The following is a 24,507-nucleotide window of genomic DNA, read 5'->3' as shown; positions in this document are numbered from 1 at the left end:
CGGAAAAATGCATTTTTATTTCAACCGCTCACCTTTTCACCAAAACGTCTATTTTTGGTGCTTTTTAATCTCTTTTGGCAGATCTGCCAGACTAGTTATCACCCAGTCAGCTGCATTTTCTGCTTCTGGGGTGACTGGTTTACCGGTCCGCACTAATACTTTGGTTCCCACACCTGCCGCCGCCGCTGCCTGCATATCCTCCAGTTTATCGCCCACCATAAAAGACGCGGCCATATCAATGTGCAGGAATTCCTGTGCAGAGATAAACATGCCCGGGTGTGGCTTACGGCAATCACATGTCTGACGATACGCTTCTACTGTTCCCTGTGGATGATGCGGACAATAATAGATGCCATCAAGATCGACGCCACGATCGGCCAGGGACCAGTCCATCCATTCCGTCAGCGTCTCGAACTGCGCTTCGGTGAATTTACCCCGGGCGATACCGGACTGATTAGTTACCACCACCAGCGCATAGCCCATCTCTTTCAGCTGGCGCATGGCATCTATTACGCCCTCGATAAATTCGAACTCATCAATCTCATGGACGTAACCGTGATCCACATTAATTGTGCCGTCACGATCGAGAAAAATTGCGGGTACAGATTTTGCCACCGGTTTGCTCCTGAAAAAGGCTTGTTCAGCTAGTATCTCATGAATCGCAGCGCAATAAAGTGCTCATCGCACAGAGGTGGATTGATTTAGACGTCTGGATGCCTTAACATCCATTTTGTTTACGGTCATTCCCCGTATCTGGCAGAAGAAAATGCCACGGCTAACTTACATACGATAAAAATAATCTAATGATTAAACTTTCCAATATCACCAAAGTGTTCCAGCAGGGGAACCGAACCATTCAGGCGCTGAACAACGTCAGCCTGCATGTGCCTGCTGGTCAGATTTATGGCGTCATTGGCGCATCGGGTGCGGGTAAAAGTACGCTGATCCGGTGTGTTAACCTGCTTGAGCGCCCGACCCAGGGCAGCGTAGAAGTTGGCGGCCAGGAGCTTACCGCTCTCTCAGAAAAAGAACTCACCAAAGCGCGTCGCCAGATTGGCATGATTTTCCAGCACTTTAACCTGCTGGCCTCACGCACGGTTTTTGGAAACGTGGCGTTGCCGCTGGAGCTGGATAACACACCAAAAGAAGAGGTTACCCGACGCGTCACCGAACTGCTGGATCTGGTTGGGCTGGGTGATAAGCATGACAGCTACCCGGCCAACCTCTCAGGCGGGCAAAAGCAGCGTGTAGCAATCGCTCGCGCGCTGGCAAGCAACCCAAAAGTGCTGCTGTGTGATGAAGCCACCAGCGCGTTAGATCCGGCCACCACGCGTTCTATCCTGGAACTGCTGAAAGACATTAACCGTCGTCTGGGCCTGACTATCCTCCTTATTACGCACGAAATGGACGTGGTGAAGCGTATCTGTGACTGCGTCGCCGTCATCAGCAACGGTGAGCTGATTGAGCAGGACACGGTCAGCGAAGTCTTCTCGCACCCGAAAACGCCTCTGGCTCAGCAGTTCATTCAGTCCACACTGCATCTGGATATTCCGGAAGATTATCTGGAACGTTTAAAAACAGACGCAACGCCTGACAGCGTCCCGATGCTGCGCATGGAGTTCACGGGCCAGTCCGTTGACGCACCGCTGCTGTCCGAAACCGCGCGTCGCTTTAACGTGAATAACAACATTATTAGCGCGCAGATGGACTACGCCGGTGGCGTGAAGTTCGGCATTATGCTGACGGAAATGCACGGCACACAGGAAGAAACCCAGGCGGCAATTGCCTGGCTGCAAGAACATCACGTAAAAGTAGAGGTGCTGGGTTATGTCTGAGCCGATGATGTGGCTACTGGTTCGCGGCGTTTGGGAAACGCTGGCAATGACCTTCGTATCGGGCTTTTTTGGTTTTGTGATTGGGCTGCCGGTCGGCGTACTGCTGTACGTCACGCGCCCGGGTCAAATTATTGAAAACGCGAAGCTGTATCGCACGCTCTCTGCGCTGGTGAACATTTTCCGTTCTATACCGTTTATTATCCTGCTGGTGTGGATGATTCCGTTTACACGCGTTATTGTCGGGACGTCGATTGGTTTGCAGGCGGCAATTGTCCCGCTAACCGTAGGCGCCGCGCCGTTTATCGCCCGTATGGTGGAAAACGCCCTGCTGGAAATCCCAACAGGCCTGATTGAAGCTTCCCGCGCTATGGGTGCGACGCCAATGCAGATCGTTCGCAAAGTTCTGCTGCCTGAGGCGCTGCCTGGGCTGGTGAATGCAGCAACCATCACGCTTATCACCCTGGTCGGTTATTCCGCGATGGGCGGCGCCGTGGGTGCTGGCGGTTTAGGGCAGATTGGATATCAGTACGGCTATATTGGCTATAACGCTACCGTAATGAATACCGTTCTGGTATTGCTGGTTGTGCTGGTTTACTTAATCCAATTCTCTGGCGATCGTATCGTCCGGGCTGTTACGCATAAATAACGTTACAAACAACACAAACTCGACGAGTTAAGGATATAACATGGCGTTTAAATTTAAGACCTTTGCAGCAGTAGGCGCACTGATTGGTTCGCTGGCACTGGTGGGTTGCGGTCAGGACGAAAAAGATCCGAACCACATCAAAGTAGGCGTTATCGTCGGTGCAGAGCAGCAGGTTGCTGAGGCCGCGCAGAAAATCGCGAAAGAAAAATATGGCCTGGACGTTGAGCTGGTGACCTTCAACGATTACGTTCTGCCGAACGAAGCGCTGAGCAAAGGCGACATTGACGCTAACGCCTTCCAGCATAAACCGTACCTGGATCAACAGATCAAAGATCGCGGCTACAAGCTGGTTGCTGTCGGTAACACCTTCGTTTACCCGATTGCCGGTTATTCCAAGAAAATTAAATCTCTGGATGAACTCCAGCCGGGTTCACAGGTTGCCGTCCCTAACGACCCAACCAACCTTGGCCGTTCGCTGCTTCTGCTCCAGAAAGTGGGCCTGATTAAACTGAAAGAAGGTGTTGGCCTGTTGCCGACCGTTCTGGACGTGACCGAAAACCCGAAAAATCTGAAAATTGTTGAGCTGGAAGCCCCTCAGCTGCCACGTTCTCTGGACGATGCACAGATCGCGCTGGCCGTTATCAACACCACTTACGCCAGCCAGATCGGTTTGACCCCTGCGAAAGATGGCATCTTTGTTGAAGACAAAGATTCCCCGTACGTCAACCTGATCGTGACTCGCGAAGACAACAAGGACGCGGAAAACGTGAAGAAATTCCTGCAGGCATATCAGTCTGAAGAAGTTTACCAGGAAGCCAATAAGGTGTTTAACGGCGGCGCGGTTAAAGGCTGGTAATCTCACCTCAGTGTAATATCATCAAGACGGGCATTTGCCCGTCTTGTCATTTGTGCGGTCAACTGCTTCAATATCTGACGTTTTGATTATCCACTGAGGAACTATTATGCGTGCTTTACCGATCTGTCTTTTAGCACTGATGCTGAGCGGCTGTTCTATGCTAAGCAGATCTCCTGTTGAACCCGTTCAAAGCACTGCAACCCCGCCAAAAGCGGAGCCAGCAAAACCGAAAGCGCCTCGCGCTGCGCCGGTACGTATTATTACTAAAGCCGACGAGCTGGTCGGTAAGCCATTCCGTGAACTGGGCGAAGTGAGCGGCGAATCCTGCCAGGCAACGAATCAGGACTCCCCTCCAAATATCCCAACAGCCCGCAAGCGTATGCAAATCAACGCGTCGAAAATGAAAGCCAACGCGGTGCTGCTGCACAGTTGCGAGGTCACCAGTGGTACGCCGGGCTGCTACCGTCAGGCGGTATGTATCGGTTCTGCGCTTAACATCACGGCGAAATGAGTTCATTTCAGTTCGAGCCGATAGGCGTTATCCGCTCCCCTTATAAAGAAAAGTTCGCCGTGCCGCGTCAGCCGGGACTGGTCCTTAACGGCGGCGGCGAGCTGCATCTTGTCGCGCCGTATAATCAGGCCGATGCAGTGCGCGGGCTTGAGGCATTCAGCCATTTATGGGTGGTGTTTGTGTTTCACCAGACCATGGAAGGCGGCTGGCGTCCTACCGTTCGTCCTCCTCGTCTGGGCGGAAATGCCAGAATGGGAGTTTTTGCCACCCGCTCAACGTTCCGACCGAATCCAGTCGGGATGTCGCTGGTCGAACTGAAAGGGATACGCTGTCAGAAAGATCGGGTGATCCTGGAGTTAGGTAGCCTTGACCTGGTTGATGGCACGCCGGTCATCGATATTAAACCTTACCTGCCCTTCGCCGAAGCGCTGCCGGATGCCCGTGCAAGCTATGCTCAGGACGCCCCACAGGCAGAGATGCCGGTTTACTTCACATCTGAAATAACGACGCAAATCAGCCAGCTGGAAAAGCGCTATCCTCGTCTGCGTGACTTTATCGTCGAAGTCCTGGCGCAGGACCCTCGTCCCGCCTACCGCAAAGAGGAAGACGCAGGAAAAACGTACGCCGTCTGGCTGCTGGACTTTAACGTGCGCTGGCGCGTAACTGATGCAGGTTTTGAAGTGTTTGCCCTGGAACCCAGGTAATTTTGTTCTCCTCTCTTTTGGCATCTTTGCCACACTGGTAAACTAAACCACTTTTTTTGTGTCAGGCTGGTGTTTCAGCCTGTTCCAATCGTCGAAATGGAACCGTAACAACATGCGTACTAGCCAATATCTGCTCTCCACTCTGAAGGAGACACCTGCCGACGCCGAGGTGATCAGCCACCAGCTGATGCTGCGCGCCGGGATGATCCGCAAGCTGGCCTCCGGGTTATACACCTGGCTGCCGACCGGCGTGCGCGTCCTGAAAAAAGTCGAAAACATCGTGCGTGAAGAGATGAACAACGCCGGTGCTATCGAGGTGTTAATGCCGGTCGTTCAGCCTTCTGAACTGTGGCAGGAGAGCGGTCGCTGGGAGCAGTACGGTCCTGAACTGCTGCGTATTGCCGATCGTGGCGATCGTCCATTCGTTCTCGGCCCAACGCATGAAGAAGTGATCACCGATCTGATCCGTAACGAGCTGAGCTCTTACAAACAGCTGCCGCTGAACTTCTTCCAGATCCAAACCAAGTTCCGTGACGAAGTGCGCCCACGCTTTGGCGTGATGCGCTCTCGCGAATTCCTGATGAAAGATGCCTACTCTTTCCATACTTCTCAGGAATCACTGCAAGAGACCTACGACAAAATGTACGTGGCCTACAGCAAAATCTTCTCCCGCATGGGGCTGGATTTCCGTGCTGTACAGGCTGATACCGGTTCAATCGGCGGTAGCGCCTCTCATGAATTCCAGGTTCTGGCGCAGAGCGGCGAAGACGATGTAATTTTCTCTGACTCCTCTGATTACGCCGCCAACATTGAGTTCGCAGAAGCGCTGGCACCAAAAGAACCACGCGGCGCGGCAACGCAAGAGATGACGCTGGTTGATACGCCAAACGCGAAAACCATCGCCGAGCTGGTTGAACAGTTTACTCTGCCGATCGAAAAAACCGTGAAAACCCTGCTGGTGAAATCGGCTGAAGGCAGCGCTTACCCGCTGGTAGCCCTGCTGGTCCGTGGCGATCACGAGCTGAACGAAGTGAAAGCCGAGAAGCTGCCGCAGGTTGCCAGCCCGCTGACCTTCGCAACGGAAGCCGAAATCCGCGCCGTGGTGAATGCAGGTCCTGGTTCTCTGGGTCCGGTGAACATGCCTGTTCCTGTGGTCATTGACCGCACCGTTGCGGCAATGAGCGACTTCGCTGCGGGCGCAAACATCGACGGTAAACACTACTTCGGCATCAACTGGGATCGTGACGTGGCGACGCCGGAAGTGGCTGACATCCGTAACGTGGTCGCAGGCGATCCAAGCCCGGACGGCAAGGGTACCCTGATGATTAAACGCGGTATCGAAGTAGGCCACATCTTCCAGCTGGGCGATAAGTACTCGCGCGCAATGAACGCTGCCGTTCAGGGCGAAGATGGTCGTAACCAGGTTCTGACCATGGGCTGCTACGGCATTGGGGTAACGCGCGTTGTTGCGGCCGCTATCGAGCAGAACTATGACGAACGCGGAATCGTCTGGCCGGATAACATCGCGCCGTTCCAGGTGGCGATCCTGCCAATGAACATGCACAAGTCTTACCGCGTGCAGGAGCTGGCAGAGAAACTCTACGCTGAGCTGAGCGCGAAAGGTATCGACGTGCTGATGGATGACCGTAAAGAGCGTCCTGGCGTGATGTTTGCTGATATGGAACTGATCGGTATTCCACACACCATCGTCATCGGCGACCGTAACCTCGACAGCGACGAGATTGAATACAAGTACCGTCGCAACGGCGAAAAACAGATGCTCAAGACGGGCGACATTCTTGATTACCTGGTGAAAGCCATCAAAGGCTAAGAAACAAAAAAACCCCGCCAGTGCGGGGTTTTTTAATGGCTATAACTTATTTGCTTTCGCAGTCTTTACCCGCAGCAAACTTCGCGTCTTTATCTGCCACCAGCGTTTTCACCAGCTCACCGCTATCGGGGTTTGGCTCCAGCGTAAAATGCCCTTCAACCGTCAGCAACACTGGTTTGCTGTCGTTACCGCGCGCGACGGCATAGTCACGCTCCAGCTGGGCATTGTTCGCCACGCTGACTTTCTTCCCGGTTGCACAGTCCGTGAAGATCGCCGCATCCGCCATGTAGAAATACATCCCTCGCATCGCCATTGGGGTTGCAGGCAGGGTCGCTTTTACCGGGGCCAGCGTGTAGTTGAACTGGGATTCAATCGGATTGCCTTCGCGATCGAGCATCTCCATCCCCTCGCCTTTGGCGCGGAAATACGTTTTATCGCCCGTGGTATCAGTCAATACCAGCTTTTCAGCCGTACGCGCCCATGTTCCGTATGTTGCAAAAGAAGACGGCTCTTTCGCCCCCTGATAGCGCTGGTTCATCACCCAGGTGCCATCTTTTTGCAGGAACAGAGAGGTTTCGATGCCTTCACAATCTGCACATGGCAATACGCCGCGCCAGCTCTGCTGCATCGGCTTCAATTCTTCGTTTTGCGTTGGCTGTAGTACCTGTGTTTCTGAACGGTTGTTACAGCCAAAAAGCGCGAACAGGCTTGTCACGGCCAGCGCTGATAATAATGCTTTTTTCACAATACATTCCTTATGAAAAAGTGTGTCCCTTTCGTCACATTACGGGTGACGGACTTTGCCACGCAGTGACTTTACGGTGGATTTCTGCGCCTTCGATGACAACCGACGTTCTTTCGATGCCCGCGTTGGACGTGTTGCCCGGCGACTTTTTTGTACAGCCGTCAGCTCTTTTATGACCGCCGCCAGTCTGGAAAGTGCCGCTTCCCGGTTCATTTCCTGGCTGCGATATTCCTGCGCTTTAATCACAATCACACCTTCACTGGTGATCAGATGATGGCTGGCGGCAAGCAGACTTTCTTTATAATACTCTGGCAGGCTGGAGGCCCGGATGTCAAAGCGCAAATGGATAGCCGTTGAGGCCTTGTTAACGTGCTGCCCCCCTGCGCCCTGAGCACGGATGGCGGTGATCTCCAGCTCGTGATCAGGGATGCTGACGTTTCGGGACAACTCAATCATGATACGGGCTGCCAGGCCGTGAGATGAATTTCCAGATTATTCTGAGAACCGGAAAGCCAGATGGCGCCGTCCTGAATCGTTGCCTGAAGCGCCATTGTCCGGCTGGCGAATGCGCTCAGCTGTGCCAGTTGTTCATCATCCAGATACCAGACGGTAAGATTTTTGAACTGCGCACATTTATTTTTGTTTTGCTGCCACCAGATCTCCGCCGCGCGCTGGTTATAGGCAAACAACGCCACTTCAGCTGACTGGGTGCACGCCTTTTTGATCCGGCGTTCATCCGGCAGGCCAAGCTCAATCCATAAATCGATACCCAGATGATCGTTGCGCAGCCAGGCTTCCGGTTCATCTTCCGCGCTTAAACCACGGGTAAATTGCAGACGCTCGTCGGCATACTTAATCCACGCCAGCAGGCGCAGCATCATGCGCTCCTGGGTTTCAGAAGGGTGACGCGCCAGCGTCAATGACGCATCCAGAAACTGGTTACGGTCAAGATCCGCCACATTGACCACAGCTTTATAAATTGTCGCTTTCAGCGCCATGAGAGAACTCCTTTCGAATCAGGCGTACATTGTAGCGAAAACCGCAGCAAAAGGCTGTTACGAGGTGGTGGCACCCCGTTATCAAGGCGCTGATATTGCTTAAATGAGTATGGTATAGTCACCTTGCTAAACCGAGTTTAACTTCGTAGGCTTAATGATATCTCACAGTAAGTCAGTACGCTGGCAGGAGGTGATGTGAATAATTATTGTGAGTTGATTCGCAGACGGTATGCGGAAATTGCCAGCGGAGATCTGGGGTACATCCCGGATGCGTTGGGCTGTGTATTGAACGTGCTGAATGAAGTGGCCTCTGATGAGAGCCTTTCTGAATCGGTCAGGGAAAAAGCAGCGTATGCTGCGGCGAATTTACTGGTGAGCGATTATGTCGATGAATGATACCTATCAACCCATCAATTGTGATGACTATGACAACCTCGAACTCGCCTGCCAGCATCATTTAATACTGACGCTGGAGCTAAAAGATGGCGAAGTGCTAAAGGCAAAGGCCAGCGATCTGGTTTCCCGTAAAAATGTGGAATACCTGGTTGTGGAAGATGCAGGTGCAACGCGTGAGTTACGCCTCGACAAAATTGCCAGTTTCAGCCATCCGGAAATCGGCACCGTCGTGGTGAGCGAATCCTGATAACCAACGGGCAGCCAGGCTGCCCGTTACGCTTTCCATTCAAAATTGACACCCGCTTCAGCCCACCCTTCCTGGGTAATAAACACACCTGCCGCCGCGATGAGCGTGTCGCCGTAAAACAGAAGCGGCGTGGTATCACGTCGCCAGGGCGGAACGTTCTGTTCCTGCCAGATTTTCTTCAGTTTACGCCCGCCGTTACGCCCAACGATATGCAGCATGCCGCTGGCCCTGAAGCGTATGGTGACGTTCTCGTCCGGCTCAGGTAGACGCACATTGCCCGAATGGCTTAACGCAACGACACCGGCATTCAACGGTAGCGTTAATGCTTTTTCCGGCGACGGCCAGTCAAGCACAACGTCAGCCAGCGACGGCACAGATTTCACCCACCAGAGTTGCTCTTTATAGCGCCTGACGTCATAACCATTCAGGTGTATACACGGTGCGGCATCTTCCCGCGCCTGTGCAACTTCTTCCCAGATACGGTTGAGCATCGCCCGGGACGGCATAACCGCACGGTGGGAAGCCAGCCAGCGACGAATCAGAGCAGCCCGACGCACGGGGTTCATGACTTTCAACGGCGCAATGTTCAGGGCACCGTCAGCGGTAATCAGCGTATTCAGCTCCCCGCTCAGCAACTCATCCAGCAAGCTTTCCTGTTCAGCACAAAGCATGGCACTTCTGGCCACCGCTTCGGAAAAATGGGCCCAGCGCTCACTCAGCAGCGGTAAGACGCGCAGGCGCAGGAAGTTACGGTCGTAACTGTCGTCCTGATTGCTTTCGTCTTCAATCCAGCGCAGATGATGTTGCTGCGCCCAGGCTTCCAGTGATGCGCGCGTCTCACCCAGTAGCGGGCGGATGAGCTCTGTTTCAGCAAAACCAGCACGCTCAGGCATGGCGGATAAACCCGCAGGCCCGCTGCCCCGCTTGAGCGCCAGTAAAAACGTCTCGCACTGGTCGTCCAGATGCTGCGCGGTGACCAACGCTTCTCCAGGCTGTAACGCGCCGGAAAACGCGGCGTAGCGGGCTTTGCGCGCCTGCGCCTCAATACCCAGCCCTTCATCCTCAAGCGTGACGCGTTCAACGATTAGCGGGATCCCCCACCCTGAGCACACCGCTTCGCAGTGCGCCACCCAGTCGTCGGCATGGGGGCTTAAGCCGTGATGGATATGCATCGCCCGCAGCTGGACGTCAGGCTCACGGTCGCGCCAGAGCTTAAGACGGTGCAGCAAAACGGTGGAATCCAGGCCACCGCTGAACCCCACCAGCAGCTGGCGGTAGGGTGAAACGGCGTGCGCGATAGCGGGTAAGGTCATAGGAATTACACATAAAAAATGCCCGAACTGAACGGGCATTATCACACATGACGGCGATTACTGCTGATAAAGCTCCAGCGGCAGACCGTCCGGATCGTTGAAAAAAGTGAAACGTTTATCGGTGAAGGGATCGATGCGAATTGCTTCACAGGCCACGCCGTGGGCTTCCAGATGCTTTACCGCGCTGTCCAGGTTATCGACGCTGAAGGCCAGGTGGCGCAGGCCGCAGGCTTCCGGGCGCGAAGGACGCGCTGGCGGGAAAGGAAAAGAGAACAGTTCAATCACATATTGTCCGTTTAACGCCAGATCGCCTTTCCAGGAATCGCGCTCCTCGCGGTAGGCCTCGCTCAACAGCGTAAAGCCGAGAATGTCGCAGTAAAAGGCCTTACTTTTCGCGTAATCGGTGGCAATGATCGCAATATGATGAACAGCTTTTAAACCCAGCATAGTTTCTCCTTTTTATGGTGCCCTGAACGTTACAACCGACAACCCGCCCCTGGCAAGCGGCCCCTTTTATTTTAGGACTCTCACCCAGTACACGCCGTTATCATCGCGTTTCGCACCGTGAATATCCGTCTCAAAGCCCGGATAGTGGCGCCCTATCGAACAGAGCATCAGCAGGAAATCGAGCACCGCCCGGCTCTCCTCGGTGATCATCTCGCCCGGCATCAGCAGCGGTACGCCCGGCGGATAAGGCAGGATCATGTTGGCTGATACCCGCCCGACCAGGTTCTCCAGCTCAATGGTTTCAACCTCCCCTTTCACCTGGCGCTGCCACGCCCTGTGCGGCGTCAGCTTCATTTCAGGCAGAACATCAAATGCCTGCAGCATCAGGCGCGGCAGATCGTGCTGGCGGATCAGCCTGTGGATCCCCTGGGCCAGATCCTGAATACGCATATTGCGGTAGAAGTCAGGATTTTCCGCGTAGAGATCCGGCAGCATATTCTTCACCCGCAGGTTAAGATCGTATGCGCGCTTAAACTCCATCAGTCCGCGCAGCAGCCCCATCGCGCGGGTTTTATCGATCCCGATACTGAACAGGAACAGCAAATTATAGGGGCCGGTTTTCTCCACCACCACGCCGCGTTCATCAAGGAACTTCGCCACCAGCGCAGCCGGGATCCCTTCCTCACCCATCACACCCTGCTCATCCATACCCGGCGTCAGGATCGTCACCTTAACCGGATCAAGGAACATGTGGTCCGCATCAGCATCCCGAAAACCGTGCCAGCTCTCCCCCGGCGCGACGGGCCAGCATTCTGCCTCATCAATCTCTTCCGGCTGCCAGATATCAAAGAACCAGCCGTCCGCTTCATCTTTAAGTCGCTGAACCTCTTTTCGGAAATGCAGCGCCCGCTCCACCGAACGATTAATAAGGCGTTTCCCGGGATTACCGCGCAGCATCGCCGCCGCCGTTTCGATGGACGCCACAAGCGGGTAGCTGGGCGACGTGGTCGTGTGCATCATGAAGGCTTCGTTGAAGGTGTCCTCGTCGTACTCACCCTTGATGTGAATGAGAGACGCCTGGGAAAACGCGGCCAGCATTTTGTGCGTCGACTGCGTCTCGAAGAACACCTTGCCCGGCACCCGCTCGCCGCTCATCCCACTTTTACCCGAGTAAATCGGGTGGAAATTGGTGTAAGGCACCCACGCGGAGTCAAAGTGAATCGACGGCACGTCCAGCGTCTGCTTGATCCAGTTCGTGTTGTAAAGCAGCCCGTCATAGGTGGAGTTGGTGATCACCGCATGCACAGGCCAGCTTGCCTCGGGGATCGCCGCGATCTTATTTTCAATGGCTTCATGCGCGAACTCACGGCGAGGAATGCCACCGAGGATCCCCAGCGCATTACGCGTGGGAGACAGCCAGAGCGGCACGACGTCACTCATCATCAGCAAATGCGCCAGTGATTTATGGCAGTTCCGGTCAATCAGCAGGGTGCTACCGGCAGGCGCGGCATACATGCCGACGATCTTGTTCGATGTCGAGGTTCCGTTGGTCACCATGTAGCTCTGCTCGGCACCAAAGGTCCGGGCGATGTACTCTTCGGCTTCCAGATGCGGGCCGGTATGATCCAGCAGAGAGCCCAGCTCGGTCACTGAAATCGACACGTCCGCCTTCAGCGTATTGCCGCCAAAGAAATCGTAGAACAGGCACCCTACCGGGCTTTTTTGATAGGCCGTTCCCGCCATGTGGCCTGGCGTACAGAAGGTGTACTTCCCTTCATTCACATAGGTGAACAGCGCACGCGTAAACGGCGGGGTGATGTTATCCAGATATTCACCGGTGTACTGCTGAATGCGGGTCGCAATGTCCTCGGCAACGCCGAGTGAGTATTCGAAGAACCACAGCGCCATACGCATATCGTGGGCGCTGACGTCCATGGTCGAGTGAGTGTTGATAAAGGCGTACAGCGGAAGATATTCGTTGAGCTTATTGATCTCGCTGCACAACTCCATGTCGTATTCGTCCCAGTCGAATATCACGCCACAGATGCGCGGATTGTGTTCGATGAATTTCAGCAGGTCGGCGCTGTTTTGCGGCCAGATTAGCTGATATCCGCGTGCTTTAAGGGCTTGCTCCAGCTCCTTGATGGGTTCGTCTTTATAAAAGACGCCGTGTGGCCCCATGATGGCAATGATGTTCATGGTTTACCTCCTTGAAAAACATCAGATAAGCATAGTTAAGGTAAACGGCAGGTATAAAAAAAGCCGCAACAATGTGCGGCTTTTAGGATAATTGTGAGGCTTACGCGTAACCGTAGGTCATCAGACGCTGATAACGACGGTTGAGCAGATCTTCTGTGCTCAGCACGTCCAGATCCGCCAGGTCTGCCAGCAGCTGCGCTTTCAGGGAAGCAGCCATCACTTCCGGCTTACGGTGCGCGCCACCCAGCGGTTCAGGGATAACGGTGTCGATCAGCTTCAGCTCTTTCAGACGTGGGGCAATGATGCCCATCGCTTCCGCAGCCAGCGGCGCTTTATCGGCACTTTTCCACAGAATGGAGGCACAGCCTTCCGGAGAGATAACGGAATAGGTGCTGTACTGCAGCATATTCACTTTATCGCCCACGCCAATTGCCAGCGCACCGCCGGAACCACCTTCACCGATAACGGTACAGATGACCGGCACTTTCAGGCGAGACATCTCACGCAGGTTGCGTGCGATGGCTTCAGACTGACCGCGCTCTTCTGCGCCAACACCCGGGTAAGCACCCGGTGTGTCGATGAAGGTGATGATTGGCATATTGAAACGCTCAGCCATCTCCATCAGACGCAGGGCCTTACGGTAGCCTTCTGGTGCTGGCATACCGAAGTTACGACGGATCTTCTCTTTGGTTTCACGGCCTTTCTGGTGACCAATGATCATCACCGGACGTCCATCCAGACGCGCGATACCGCCGACGATAGCTTTATCGTCAGCGTATGCGCGGTCGCCTGCCAGTTCGTCAAATTCGTCAAACGCCAGGCGGACATAATCCAGGGTGTACGGACGCTGTGGATGACGCGCCAGCTGGGCGATCTGCCATGCGCCGAGATCGGCAAAGATTTTGCGCGTCAGTTCTACGCTTTTTTCACGCAGACGATGCACTTCTTCGTCGATGTTAATATCCAGTTTTTCATCCTGACGGCTTACGGCTGTCAGAGAATCGATTTTCGCTTCCAGCTCTGCAATCGGCTGTTCGAAATCAAGGAAATTCAGACTCATAGTATTCCTGTATTAGTCAAACTCCAGTTCCACCTGCTCCGAACCAATGAGGCCACGGAGATCGTTCAGTAAACGATCGCTCGGAGAGACACGCCACGTTGCACCAAAGCGCAACCGCGCACGTGCATCCGCCCTCTGATAGTAGAGATGTACTGGAATGGTCCCCGAGCGATGGGGTTCCAGAGACTGACGGAGTCGGTTTAAAAGCTGGTCATCAATTTGCCTGTCCGTCAGCGAGATAGCAAGCCCGCGAGCATATTTTTCCCGGGCTTCGTCAATGTCCATCACTTCGCGGGCGGTCATTTTAAGCCCCCCGCTGAAGTCATCAAAGCTGACCTGTCCGCTGACGATAAGTATGCGGTCTTTTTCCAGCAATTGCTGGTATTTATCCAGCGCGTCGGTGAACAACATCACCTCAAGACGCCCGGAACGGTCATCCAGGGTACAGATGCCGATACGATTGCCGCGCTTGGTGACCATTACCCTTGCAGCAATCACGAGCCCCGCAGCCGTGGTGATTTTACCACGTTCTGTCGGATGCATGTCTTTAAGCCTGTGGCCGCCGACATAGCGCTCAATTTCTTTCAGATACTGGTTGATCGGGTGTCCCGTCAGGTACAGGCCTAACGTCTCACGCTCCCCATCCAGCACCACCTGTTCTGGCCACGGCTGGCAGTTGGAATACGACTGCTCGATCTGCTCTGGCTCTTCCGCCAGCACGCCGAACATATCCGCCTGGCCAATGGCTTCCGCTTTAGCATGCTGATCGGCCGCTTTCAGCGCATCGCCGAGCGAGTTCATCAGCGCGGCGCGGTGTGGCCCCAGCCGGTCAAACGCACCGGACATGATCAGTTTTTCCAGCACGCGGCGGTTCAGTTTTTTGGTATCGGTGCGGGCGCACAGGTCGAACAGCTCGCGGAAATAGCCGCCGTTGTTACGCGCTTCGATGATCGCCTCGATCGGCCCCTCACCCACGCCCTTGATCGCGCCGATCCCATAGACGATTTCCCCGTCATCGTTGACGTGGAAATGGTACAGGCCAGAGTTAATATCCGGCGGCAGGATCTTCAGCCCCATGCGCCAGCACTCGTCCACCAGGCCAACCACCTTTTCGGTGTTGTCCATATCGGCGGTCATTACCGCCGCCATAAACTCAGCGGGATAGTGGGCCTTGAGCCACAGCGTTTGATACGACACCAAAGCATAAGCGGCGGAGTGGGATTTGTTAAATCCGTACCCGGCGAATTTCTCCACCAGGTCGAAGATTTTCATCGCCAGTTCGCCATCGACGCCGTTTTTCTTCGCCCCATCTTCAAAGATAGAACGCTGCTTGGCCATCTCTTCCGGCTTTTTCTTACCCATCGCACGACGCAACATATCTGCGCCGCCAAGGGTGTAACCAGAAAGCACCTGGGCGATCTGCATGACCTGTTCCTGATACAGGATGATGCCGTAGGTTGGCTCCAGTACCGGTTTCAGGCTTTCATGCTGCCACTGCACATCCGGATAAGAAATCTCTTCGCGCCCGTGCTTACGGTCGATAAAGTTATCTACCATCCCCGACTGCAACGGGCCCGGACGGAACAGAGCCACCAGCGCGATCATATCTTCGAAGCAGTCTGGTTGCAGACGCTTAATCAAATCTTTCATGCCGCGGGATTCAAGCTGGAAGACGGCTGTCGTCTCGGAGCGTTGCAGCATGTCGAAACTTTTCTTGTCATCAAGCGGGATAGCCGCGATATCCAGCGGCGGCTCGCCGTTCTTCTCACGGCGGGCGTTGATCATCTCCAGCGCCCAGTTGATGATGGTCAGCGTACGCAAACCAAGGAAGTCGAACTTCACAAGCCCGGCGTATTCAACGTCGTTCTTGTCGAACTGGGTGACCGGATGCTGGCCCGCTTCATCGCAGTACAGCGGCGCGAAGTCGGTGATTTTGGTCGGGGCAATAACCACGCCCCCCGCATGCTTACCGGCGTTACGCGTGACGCCCTCCAGCTTGCGCGCCATGTCGATCAGCGCTTTCACCTCTTCGTCGGCTTCGTAGATTTCCGGCAGCTGAGGTTCAGCTTCAAAGGCTTTCGCCAGGGTCATGCCCGGATCGGGCGGCACCAGCTTAGAGATTCGATCGACAAAACCGTAGGGGTGGCCCAGAACGCGGCCCACATCGCGGATAACCGCTTTCGCCGCCATCGTACCGAAGGTAATGATCTGTGAAACCGCATCACGACCGTACATATCGGCCACGTGCTCAATCACCTGGTCGCGTTTTTCCATGCAGAAGTCGACGTCGAAGTCGGGCATGGAGACACGTTCCGGGTTAAGGAAACGTTCGAACAGCAGGTCGAATTCCAGCGGATCGAGGTCGGTGATTTTCAGCGCATACGCCACCAGCGAGCCGGCACCTGAACCACGGCCCGGGCCAACCGGTACGCCGTTATCCTTCGACCACTGGATGAACTCCATTACGATCAGGAAGTAGCCAGGGAACCCCATCTGGTTGATCACCTGGAGTTCAATATCCAGACGCTCGTCATATTCAGGACGCTTCTCTTTACGGACCGCTTCATCCGGGAAGAGGAATTCCAGACGCTCTTCAAGGCCCTCTTTCGATTTCATGACCAGGAAATCTTCCGTGGTCATGTCGCCCGTCGGGAACTGCGGCAGGAAATATTCGCCGAGACGCACGGTGACGTTGCAGCGCTTGGCAATCTCTACGCTGTTTTCCAGCGCTTCCGGGATGTCGGAGAAGAGCTCACACATTTCCTCTTCGCTGCGCATGTACTGCTGCGATGAGTAGTTGCGAGGACGTTTCGGATCGTCGAGGGTGAAGCCGTCGTGGATAGCGACGCGAATTTCATGCGCGTCAAAATCGCCCGGCTCAAGAAAGCGCACATCGTTGGTGGCCACTACAGGCAGGCCACGAGCTTCCGCCAGGGCGACGGCCGCATGCAGATAGCTCTCTTCGTCTGCACGCCCGGTACGGATTAGCTCCAGGTAATAGCGATCCGGGAAATGCTCTTCGTAGAACGAGACGCACTGATCCACCAGCGCGTTGTTCCCGCGCAGCAGACATTTGCCGACATCCCCCATACGACCACCGGAGATCAGCAGCAGACCTTCGTTCAGCTCCGCCAGCCAGTCGCGGTCAATCCATGGACCCAGCGCGCCGTAGCCGCGCTGGTAGGCTTTTGAGATCAGCAGAGTGAGGTTCTGATAGCCCGTGTTATTCATGGCTAACACGGAAATTTGCGTCATCTCATCGCCGAGCAGGTCGCTCTGCACGTGGAAATCCGCGCCGACGATGGGCTTTAATCCTGCGCCATGCGCCGTTCCGTAGAACTTCACCAGGCCACACAGGTTGGTAAAATCGGTGATCGCCAGCGCAGGCATGCCAAGCGAGGCCGCCTTCTTTACCAGCGGCCCGGTCTTTGCCAGCCCATCGATCATGGAGTAGTCGCTATGCACCCGCAGGTGTACGAAACGTGGTTCAGCCATCTTCAGATCCCGCGTTACTTAATTGCTTGCGTCTTGATTCAGGACACCAGTCCCAGCGCGCGTTTCACCGGGCCAAAGCTGCGCCGATGATGTTCAGTTGCGCCATGTTCAGCCAGCTTTTCCAGATGGAAAGCCGTTGGATATCCCTTGTGCTGGGCGAAACCATACGCGGGATAAGTGAGGTCCAGCGCGGCCATTTCGGCATCGCGCGTCACTTTGGCAATGATTGACGCCGCACTGATTTCCGCGACGCGGCTATCGCCTTTAACAACAGCCATTGAAGGCATCGGCAGCGTCGGGCAACGGTTACCGTCGATCAGCACATACTCAGGCACAATCTTCAGGCCCGCAACGGCACGCTGCATCGCCAGCATGGTGGCGTGCAGAATGTTCAGATCGTCGATCTCATCCGGCTCTGCGCGCCCGAGACTCCAGGCCAGCGCCTTCTCTTTAATTTCATCGAACAGCGCCAGGCGGCGCTTTTCGCTCAGTTTTTTCGAGTCGTTCAGGCCAGGGATCGGGCGGGCTGGATCGAGGATCACCGCCGCGGTCACAACGGCACCCACTAACGGACCACGACCGACTTCATCCACACCGGCAACGAGGTGGGTATGGGGATAAATAAATTCCATCATTGTGCTAACTCCAGCACCGCATCGGCCGCCTGCTCATCAGCATTACAGCGGATCAGTTGATGCAGTTCACGGAAAGTATCATGCATCTGGTGGCTGGTTTTACCGTTGGCCAGCAGCGGCAGTAATGCATCAGCCAGTGCCTGCGGCTGGCATTCATCCTGCAAGAGTTCTTTCACCAGCTCGCGACCTGCAAGCAGGTTTGGCAGGGATACGTAGTCTGTTTTTACCAGACGTTTTGCCAGCCAGAAGGTAAACGGTTTCATGCGATAACCGACCACCATTGGGCATTTTGCCAGCATACACTCCAGCGCAGCCGTGCCGGAAGCCAGCAGTGCGGCATCGCTCGCAAACATGGCTTGCCGCCCTTTCCCGTCCAGCAGGCGGACGTGAAGATCCGCGGCAACCTCGGCTTTGATACGCTCAAACTGCTCGCGGCGTTTGGCATTCACCAGCGGCACGACCACTTCAAGGTCTGGGTACGTCTTGCGGAGAATTTGCGCCGTTTTCAGGAAATCGGCACTTAGCATTTCAACTTCCGCACCCCGGCTCCCTGGCAGCAGCGCCAGACAGTGCACATCATGCGGGATGCCCAGTTCGTCACGCGCCGCATTTTTATCAGGGTCCAGCGGCATGGCATCCGCCATGGTATGACCGATAAAACGGCACGGGACATTAAACCTGTCGTAAAACGCTTTTTCGAAAGGCAGAAAAGCCAGCACCAGATTGGTGGACCGTCCGATTTTGAAAACGCGTTTCTGTCGCCACGCCCACACGGACGGGCTGACGTAATGGATAGTTTTGATCCCCTGCTTTTTCAGGTTCCCTTCAAGGGTAATATTGAAATCAGGTGCATCAATGCCGACAAAGACATCGGGCTTGAGGTCGGTAAAGCGGCGGGTAAGATCGGCGCGAATATGCAGCAGGCGACGCAGGCGGCCCAGCACCTCGACGATGCCCATCACAGCCAGCTCTTCCATTTCATACCAGGCTTCACAGCCTTCGGCCTGCATCAGCGGCCCAGCCACGCCCACAAAGCGGGCATTGGGTACACGGGCTTTAAGCGCGCGGATAAGACCTGCACCAAGAATATCGCCGGAGGTTTCTCCGGCGACCAGGGCGATAGTAAGCGGACGACTGTCGACCATTAACGAATCAGACCACGGGTTGAACGTTCAAAGAATTCCCTGAACGTTTTCACTTCAGGGTGCTTATTCGCCAGCTCGGCAATTTCCGGCTTCGCCTCTTCCAGCGTTTTACCGCTACGGTACAGCAATTTGTACGCGTTGCGGATCGCGGTAATCGCTTCGCGGCTAAAGCCACGACGCTTAAGGCCTTCAATGTTCACGCCAAACGGCGTGGCATGGTTGCCCTGCGCAATCACAAACGGTGGGACGTCCTGCGCCACACCGGAGCATCCGCCGACCATCACGTGTGCACCGATGATGCAGAACTGATGGACTGCGGTCATGCCGCCAATAATTGCGAAATCATCGACCGATACGTGCCCCGCCAGCGTTGCGTTGTTGGCGAGAATACAGCGGCTACCCACGGTACAGTCGTGCGCAATATGCGCATTAACCATAAACAGGTTGTCGCTGCCCACCTTCGTCAATCCACCGCCTTGCGTTGTACCACGATGAATGGTGACGCTTTCGCGAATGCGGTTACGATCGCCGATTTCCACGCGGGTCGGTTCGCCAGCATACTTAAGATCCTGGTTAACTTCGCCGATGGAGGCGAACTGATAGATCTCATTGTTGCAGCCAATGGTGGTATGACCATTCACGACAACGTGAGATTTCAGTACTGTACCCTCACCAATTTCGACATGGGGTCCAACAATACAAAACGGGCCAATGTGGACGTTTGCGCCAATGATGGCACCCGTTTCCACAATGGCGGTAGGATGAATAAAGGCGGATTTATCAATCACGTATCAGGCCTCCCGGCTACGCGCACACATCATTGTCGCTTCGCAAACAACTTTGCCGTCAACCATAGCTACGCCTTTGAAGCGAGTCAGGCCGCGACGCGTTTTTTCAAAAGTGACTTCCATGATCATTTGATCACCAGGCACGACCGGACGCTTGAAGCGCGCTTCATCGATACCCGCGAAGTAATAGAGTTCACCCGGCTCCAGTTTACCTACGCTTTTAAACGCCAGAATACCGGTAGCCTGTGCCATCGCTTCCAGGATCAACACACCCGGGAAGATAGGTTTACCAGGGAAGTGCCCCTGGAAGAACGGCTCGTTAACGGAGACATTTTTCACTGCGCGCAGAAAACGACCTTCTTCAAAATCCAGCACACGGTCTACCAGTAAAAACGGGTAGCGGTGCGGCAGAAGTTCTAAAATCTCTTCAATATGCAGAGTATGAGTGTCAGTAGTCAAAATACTCTTCCTGTCAAATGTACTAAGTAGCAATAATAACACGGCCTGCCGGTTTATAAACAAAGCCGACAGGCCGGGAAATTTAGCGTTAAACGGATGAACGCTTAGTCTTGTTGATCGATTTTGCGCTCAATCGCTTTGAGTCGCTTGCTCATATCATCAATATTCATCACCAGTGCAGCTGTTTTACGCCATACCTTGTTCGGTTGCAGCGGGATACCGGAGGAATAAACGCCGGGCTCAGTGATGGGACGCATCACCATACCCATCCCCGTCACCGTGACTTTGTCGCATATTTCCATATGGCCATTGATCACGCTGGCACCGCCTATCATGCAGTAACGGCCTATTTTCAGGCTGCCTGCCATGATAACACCACCCGCAACTGCGGTATTGTCGCCAATCACAACGTTATGTGCAATCTGGCACTGGTTGTCTATGATAACACCGTTACCAATAATGGTGTCGTCAAGTGCACCACGGTCAATGGTTGTGCAAGCGCCGATCTCAACGCGATCGCCGATAATCACGCGACCCAGCTGCGGGATCTTAACCCAGTTACCCCGATCGTTGGCGTAACCGAATCCGTCAGAACCAATCACCGTGCTGGACTGTACGAGGCAATTCTCGCCAATCTCAACCTCATGGTAGACAGAAACATTGGCCCACAGACGAGTCCCTGCGCCAATTTTCGTATTTTTTCCAACAAAGCAGCCTGGCCCAATCACCACGTTATCACCCAGCACAACGCCGGATTCGATAACGGCGTTTGCGCCGACTGCCACGTTGTTACCCAGCTGAGCCGTTGAATCAATCGCAGCGCTGGCTGCAATGTTCTGCGCCGGCTGCGGCGTGGTATCAAGAATTTGGGCCATGCGTGCATAGGTCAGGTAGGGATTTTTCACTACCAGTGCAGCGTTAGTGGCAAACGGAAGATCGTCCTGCGTCAGAACAACGGCAGACGCCTGGCACTGAGCCAGGTGTTCACGGTACTTAGGGCTTACCATGAAGGTAATAGTGCCTGCTTTAGCAGATTGCATGGACGCAACAGCGGTGATGACGATATCGCCATCACCGTGTAATTCTGCATCCAACTGCTGAGCTAAATCAGCCAGTCGAATTGAAGGCATTACTTATTTAACCTGTTTCAGAACATCAGCGGTGATGTCTTTAACATCGCTGCTGTTGAATGCAACGGCGTTCGCATCAACAACCAGATCGATGCTCTGATCGGCTGCTACTGCTTTAACGGCAGACTGAATACGCGTCACCAGCTTGCCACGCTCTTCGTTAGAACGACGCTGACGATCCTGCTCGAAAGCCTGCGCTTTCTGAGAGAAGGTCTGGCGCTGAGACATGACATCTTTTTCCAGTTTGCTGCGCTCGCTCGCTTTCATGGTAGAACCATCACGCTGTAAACGCTGCATCTTGGACTGAAGATCACCTTCCATACGTTGCAGTTCGCTCGCACGGCCTTTGAATTCGTTTTCCAGCGTTGCAGAAACGCCCGTTTTCTGTGCAACCTGCTGGAACAAATTACCCATGTTGACGATTGCAATTTTGTCCGCTGCCTGAGCAGAAGTTGCCATCGCTAAACCGAGACCTGCAGCTAATAACCACTTTTTCACAATTAACTCCTTACCATCCCATTGGCACCCGAGGGGTGCCGTTCTTTGCGTGGCAAGGCGACCGTTTTACCGATCGCCGGTTGTCAGCGCTACACTGCCAACGCATTCCATTGCAGCGGATTATTACCAGGTTTTACCAATGTTAAACTGGAACTGCTCCGCTTTGTCTCCATCGTATTTCTTGAACGGCTGGGCGTAGGAGAAGACCAACGGCCCCAGCGGTGACATCCATTGTAATGCGATACCTGCGGACATGCGAATGTTGCCCGGATCGCTGTAGTCCGGAACGCCCGCTGCACGCATCTGGGCGGTATTCTCCCAGTTGGTATCCCACACCGTACCTGCATCCATAAAGAAGGAGGTACGGACAGAGTTCGCGTACTTATCACTGATAAACGGCGTCGGCGTGATGAACTCGAGGCTCGCCACGGCCATGGCGTTACCGCCTACCGCATCATCAGAGCTACAGACTTGTTTTGAATCGCGGCTTGCGCAGTTATCTTCGTCATTACCGCCGTAGTAAACCGCTTTCGGACCAATGTTATTGGACTGGAAGCCACGAACGGTGCTTGAACCACCGGCGTAGAAGTTCTCATAGAACGGCAGCTCTTTGCTTCCGATACCGTCACCATAGCCCCAGCGGGTACGACCCAGTACGACCCACTTGTGGTCGTCATCAATTGGGAAGTAGGACGCCGTATCCAGCGTGACCTTGTAGAACTCGTTATCCGATCCCGGGATCGTCACCTTACCGTTCAGGTTAACGCGTGAACCTTCCGTCGGGAAGTAGCCACGGTCAAGACGGTTGTAGGTCCAACCGTAGTTGAAGGTGAAGTCATCCGCGGCGAAACCGTTGTCATCGCTGGACGTACTTGCAGACTGACCGATGGAGTCCAGGTAACGCCACATCGCCACCTGCGGTTGCATGTTAGACAGGTCGTTATGCACGTACCCTAAACCTGCACGCAGGGTGTTGTATTCGTTAACCGGGAAGCCGAGCGTACCATCCAGACCGTAACTCTTGTTGGTATACGAGGAGAGGTCCGCGTCGTCCGCTTTAAAGTCGTTATAGAAGATACGACCACCCAGGCTTACACCGTCCACGGTGAAGTATGGGTTGGTAACGGAGAACTCAGAGTAGGTCTGGTAGTCGTTTTTCGTCCCGTTGATACCGACAGAGTAACCCGTACCCAGCCAGTTATCCTGCTGAACGCCGACCTGGAAGCTCACGCCACTTTCAGTACCGTAACCAATACCGAAGTTGAAACTACCGGTATTACGTTCTTTAACTTTATAAACAACATCCACCTGATCCGGACGACCTGGTACACGCTGAGTATCGGTATCGACCGTTTCGAAGTAGCCCAGACGGTTCAGACGCTCTTTACCCTGGTCGACCAGATCGCTTCCCAGCCATGCCCCTTCCATCTGGCGCATTTCACGGCGCAGAACGGAGTCTTTAGAGGTATCGTTACCTTCGAAGCGGATTTTACGCACGTAGAAACGGTTGCCCGCATCAACGTTAACGTGAAGCTTAACAGTCTTATCCGCGTCGTTAATTTCCGGCTGCGTTTGCACACGCGGATACGCATAACCATAACGGCCGAGCAGCTTCTTAATGCTGTCTTCCATTTTGGTGACTTTAGATCCGCTATACAGATCGCCCGGCTGAATTTTGGTCAGAGATTCAATTTCAGCAGAATGTCCTGCCAGGTTGCCGCTGACTTCAACACCTGAAAGCGTGTATTTATCGCCTTCTGTGATGTTAACGGTAATGTAGATACCTTTCTTGTCCGGAGTCAGACTCACCTGAGTTGAATCGATGTTGAAACGGGCGTAACCGCGATCCAGATAGTAGCTGCGCAGGGTTTCAAGGTCACCCGCCAGTTTCTGTTTCTGGTATTTACGATCGCCTACCACGTTCCACCACGGCACTTCGTCACGCAGCTGGAAGTTGGAGATCAATTCGTCGGTGCTGAACGCGTGGTTACCCACGATGTTGATCTGCTGGATCTTCGCAGAAACACCTTCCTGGAAGACCAGTTTCAGGTCAACACGGTTACGTGGCAGCGGTGTAACAACCGCTTTAACGCTCGCGCTGTATTTACCGACGCTGTAATAGAAATCTTCCAGACCTTTTTCAATGTCTGCAAGGGTTGTGCGGTCCAGAGATTCCCCCACACGAACACCCGATGCCTCAAGGTTCTGCTTGAGCATGTCATCTTTCACCGACTTGTTGCCGGAGAAAGTGATGCTGGCAATCGTTGGACGTTCTTTTACCTGAACCACCAGCGTATCACCATCGCGCAGGACGCGGACGTCCTCAAAGTTGCCAGTGGCAAACAGAGCACGGATGGTGTTACTGATATCTTCATCATTAACCGTATCGCCGGGGCGCACAGGCATACTGAGGAGGGCCGCACCAACGGCGACACGCTGAAGGCCTTCGAAATGAATATCTTTCACTACGAACCCGTCAGCACCGTATACGGTCGCGCTGCTAAACAGCAGCGACGCTATGAGCAACTTTTTCATCGCCATCGTTATTATGCGTTCTTCCTAACTAACT

At 54.3% G+C, this 24,507-nt stretch carries 24 protein-coding genes; 8 read left to right on the top strand and 16 right to left on the bottom strand.

What is annotated here, in order from left to right:
- Positions 1-48: 48 nt before the first annotated feature.
- A complete protein-coding gene (gene gmhB, locus ACQG1K_RS04120) occupies positions 49-615 on the bottom strand; it encodes a D-glycero-beta-D-manno-heptose 1,7-bisphosphate 7-phosphatase (RefSeq protein ID WP_022647122.1) in 567 nt (188 codons plus the stop codon).
- A 188-nt stretch (positions 616-803) separates the two neighbouring features.
- On the opposite strand from gmhB, the gene metN reads away from it, so the two are divergent.
- The 6 genes from metN to proS all read left to right on the top strand — a co-directional run bounded on the left by metN (position 804) and on the right by proS (position 6,383).
- Positions 804-1,835 (top strand): methionine ABC transporter ATP-binding protein MetN, encoded by a 1,032-nt coding sequence (gene metN, locus ACQG1K_RS04115; protein WP_006810022.1) that lies wholly within the window; start codon positions 804-806, stop codon positions 1,833-1,835.
- A complete protein-coding gene (locus ACQG1K_RS04110; RefSeq protein WP_003856130.1) occupies positions 1,828-2,481 on the top strand; it encodes a methionine ABC transporter permease MetI in 654 nt (217 codons plus the stop codon). Before metN ends, ACQG1K_RS04110 begins: the two co-directional genes overlap by 8 nt.
- A 40-nt stretch (positions 2,482-2,521) precedes the next feature.
- The gene (gene metQ / locus ACQG1K_RS04105) at positions 2,522-3,337 is read left to right on the top strand and encodes a methionine ABC transporter substrate-binding lipoprotein MetQ (protein ID WP_006810023.1); all 816 of its coding nucleotides are present in this window, start codon (positions 2,522-2,524) and stop codon (positions 3,335-3,337) included.
- Positions 3,338-3,443: 106 nt separating this feature from the next.
- Positions 3,444-3,848: an Rcs stress response system protein RcsF gene (rcsF, locus tag ACQG1K_RS04100; RefSeq protein ID WP_003856133.1), complete on the top strand. Its 405-nt coding sequence runs from the start codon at positions 3,444-3,446 to the stop codon at positions 3,846-3,848.
- Positions 3,845-4,552: a tRNA (N6-threonylcarbamoyladenosine(37)-N6)-methyltransferase TrmO gene (tsaA, locus tag ACQG1K_RS04095; protein WP_023299375.1), complete on the top strand. Its 708-nt coding sequence runs from the start codon at positions 3,845-3,847 to the stop codon at positions 4,550-4,552. The genes rcsF and tsaA overlap by 4 nt, the downstream gene beginning before the upstream one ends.
- 112 nt (positions 4,553-4,664) lie before the next feature.
- The gene (gene proS / locus ACQG1K_RS04090) at positions 4,665-6,383 is read left to right on the top strand and encodes a proline--tRNA ligase (RefSeq protein ID WP_367074786.1); all 1,719 of its coding nucleotides are present in this window, start codon (positions 4,665-4,667) and stop codon (positions 6,381-6,383) included.
- Positions 6,384-6,429: 46 nt separating this feature from the next.
- On the opposite strand, the gene nlpE is transcribed toward proS, so the two are convergent.
- From nlpE to ACQG1K_RS04075, 3 genes are read right to left on the bottom strand one after another with little or no spacing between them, the layout of a single operon-like run.
- Positions 6,430-7,128: an envelope stress response activation lipoprotein NlpE gene (gene nlpE / locus ACQG1K_RS04085; RefSeq protein ID WP_006810026.1), complete on the bottom strand. Its 699-nt coding sequence runs from the start codon at positions 7,126-7,128 to the stop codon at positions 6,430-6,432.
- 39 nt (positions 7,129-7,167) lie between these two features.
- Positions 7,168-7,584, bottom strand: a complete 417-nt coding sequence (arfB, locus tag ACQG1K_RS04080) for an alternative ribosome rescue aminoacyl-tRNA hydrolase ArfB (protein WP_022647119.1) — start codon at positions 7,582-7,584, stop codon at positions 7,168-7,170.
- Positions 7,581-8,126: a YaeQ family protein gene (locus tag ACQG1K_RS04075; protein WP_154051896.1), complete on the bottom strand. Its 546-nt coding sequence runs from the start codon at positions 8,124-8,126 to the stop codon at positions 7,581-7,583. Before ACQG1K_RS04075 ends, arfB begins: the two co-directional genes overlap by 4 nt.
- 195 nt (positions 8,127-8,321) lie before the next feature.
- Here ACQG1K_RS04075 and ACQG1K_RS04070 point away from each other — a divergent pair, with 195 nt between their 5' ends.
- Together ACQG1K_RS04070 and rof are read left to right on the top strand one after the other, a co-directional pair.
- The gene (locus tag ACQG1K_RS04070) at positions 8,322-8,522 is read left to right on the top strand and encodes a YaeP family protein (protein WP_003856146.1); all 201 of its coding nucleotides are present in this window, start codon (positions 8,322-8,324) and stop codon (positions 8,520-8,522) included.
- Positions 8,509-8,769, top strand: a complete 261-nt coding sequence (gene rof / locus ACQG1K_RS04065; protein ID WP_003856148.1) for a Rho-binding antiterminator — start codon at positions 8,509-8,511, stop codon at positions 8,767-8,769. Before ACQG1K_RS04070 ends, rof begins: the two co-directional genes overlap by 14 nt.
- Before the next feature lie 26 nt (positions 8,770-8,795).
- On the opposite strand, the gene tilS is transcribed toward rof, so the two are convergent.
- From tilS to bamA, 12 genes are all read right to left on the bottom strand, one after another.
- Positions 8,796-10,082, bottom strand: a complete 1,287-nt coding sequence (tilS, locus tag ACQG1K_RS04060) for a tRNA lysidine(34) synthetase TilS (protein WP_154051895.1) — start codon at positions 10,080-10,082, stop codon at positions 8,796-8,798.
- A 57-nt stretch (positions 10,083-10,139) separates the two neighbouring features.
- A complete protein-coding gene (locus ACQG1K_RS04055) occupies positions 10,140-10,529 on the bottom strand; it encodes a VOC family protein (RefSeq protein ID WP_022647115.1) in 390 nt (129 codons plus the stop codon).
- 66 nt (positions 10,530-10,595) lie between these two features.
- Complete coding sequence (locus tag ACQG1K_RS04050) at positions 10,596-12,728, bottom strand: lysine decarboxylase LdcC (RefSeq protein ID WP_426720944.1); 2,133 nt, start codon at positions 12,726-12,728, stop codon at positions 10,596-10,598.
- Positions 12,729-12,828: 100 nt separating this feature from the next.
- Positions 12,829-13,788 (bottom strand): acetyl-CoA carboxylase carboxyl transferase subunit alpha, encoded by a 960-nt coding sequence (gene accA, locus ACQG1K_RS04045; protein WP_003856154.1) that lies wholly within the window; start codon positions 13,786-13,788, stop codon positions 12,829-12,831.
- Between the two features lie 12 nt (positions 13,789-13,800).
- The gene (dnaE, locus tag ACQG1K_RS04040; protein WP_022647113.1) at positions 13,801-17,283 is read right to left on the bottom strand and encodes a DNA polymerase III subunit alpha; all 3,483 of its coding nucleotides are present in this window, start codon (positions 17,281-17,283) and stop codon (positions 13,801-13,803) included.
- Between the two features lie 38 nt (positions 17,284-17,321).
- A complete protein-coding gene (gene rnhB / locus ACQG1K_RS04035) occupies positions 17,322-17,918 on the bottom strand; it encodes a ribonuclease HII (RefSeq protein WP_023305468.1) in 597 nt (198 codons plus the stop codon).
- Entirely contained in the window at positions 17,915-19,063 is a 1,149-nt protein-coding gene (lpxB, locus tag ACQG1K_RS04030; RefSeq protein ID WP_126314621.1) for a lipid-A-disaccharide synthase, read from the bottom strand. Before lpxB ends, rnhB begins: the two co-directional genes overlap by 4 nt.
- Positions 19,063-19,851, bottom strand: a complete 789-nt coding sequence (gene lpxA / locus ACQG1K_RS04025) for an acyl-ACP--UDP-N-acetylglucosamine O-acyltransferase (RefSeq protein WP_367074793.1) — start codon at positions 19,849-19,851, stop codon at positions 19,063-19,065. The genes lpxB and lpxA overlap by 1 nt, the downstream gene beginning before the upstream one ends.
- A gap of 3 nt (positions 19,852-19,854) precedes the next feature.
- Positions 19,855-20,310 (bottom strand): 3-hydroxyacyl-ACP dehydratase FabZ, encoded by a 456-nt coding sequence (gene fabZ, locus ACQG1K_RS04020; protein ID WP_003856165.1) that lies wholly within the window; start codon positions 20,308-20,310, stop codon positions 19,855-19,857.
- A gap of 104 nt (positions 20,311-20,414) precedes the next feature.
- The gene (gene lpxD / locus ACQG1K_RS04015; protein WP_038415377.1) at positions 20,415-21,440 is read right to left on the bottom strand and encodes a UDP-3-O-(3-hydroxymyristoyl)glucosamine N-acyltransferase; all 1,026 of its coding nucleotides are present in this window, start codon (positions 21,438-21,440) and stop codon (positions 20,415-20,417) included.
- A 3-nt stretch (positions 21,441-21,443) separates the two neighbouring features.
- Entirely contained in the window at positions 21,444-21,938 is a 495-nt protein-coding gene (skp, locus tag ACQG1K_RS04010) for a molecular chaperone Skp (RefSeq protein WP_006810039.1), read from the bottom strand.
- Between the two features lie 123 nt (positions 21,939-22,061).
- Positions 22,062-24,479: an outer membrane protein assembly factor BamA gene (gene bamA, locus ACQG1K_RS04005; protein WP_022647109.1), complete on the bottom strand. Its 2,418-nt coding sequence runs from the start codon at positions 24,477-24,479 to the stop codon at positions 22,062-22,064.
- Between the last annotated feature and the right edge of the window lie 28 nt (positions 24,480-24,507).

Origin of the sequence: Enterobacter cloacae complex sp. 402C9 (assembly GCF_050030745.1) — a bacterium.
Classification (GTDB): domain Bacteria; phylum Pseudomonadota; class Gammaproteobacteria; order Enterobacterales; family Enterobacteriaceae; genus Enterobacter; species Enterobacter intestinihominis.
This window is presented reverse-complemented; position numbering and strand designations above follow the sequence as displayed.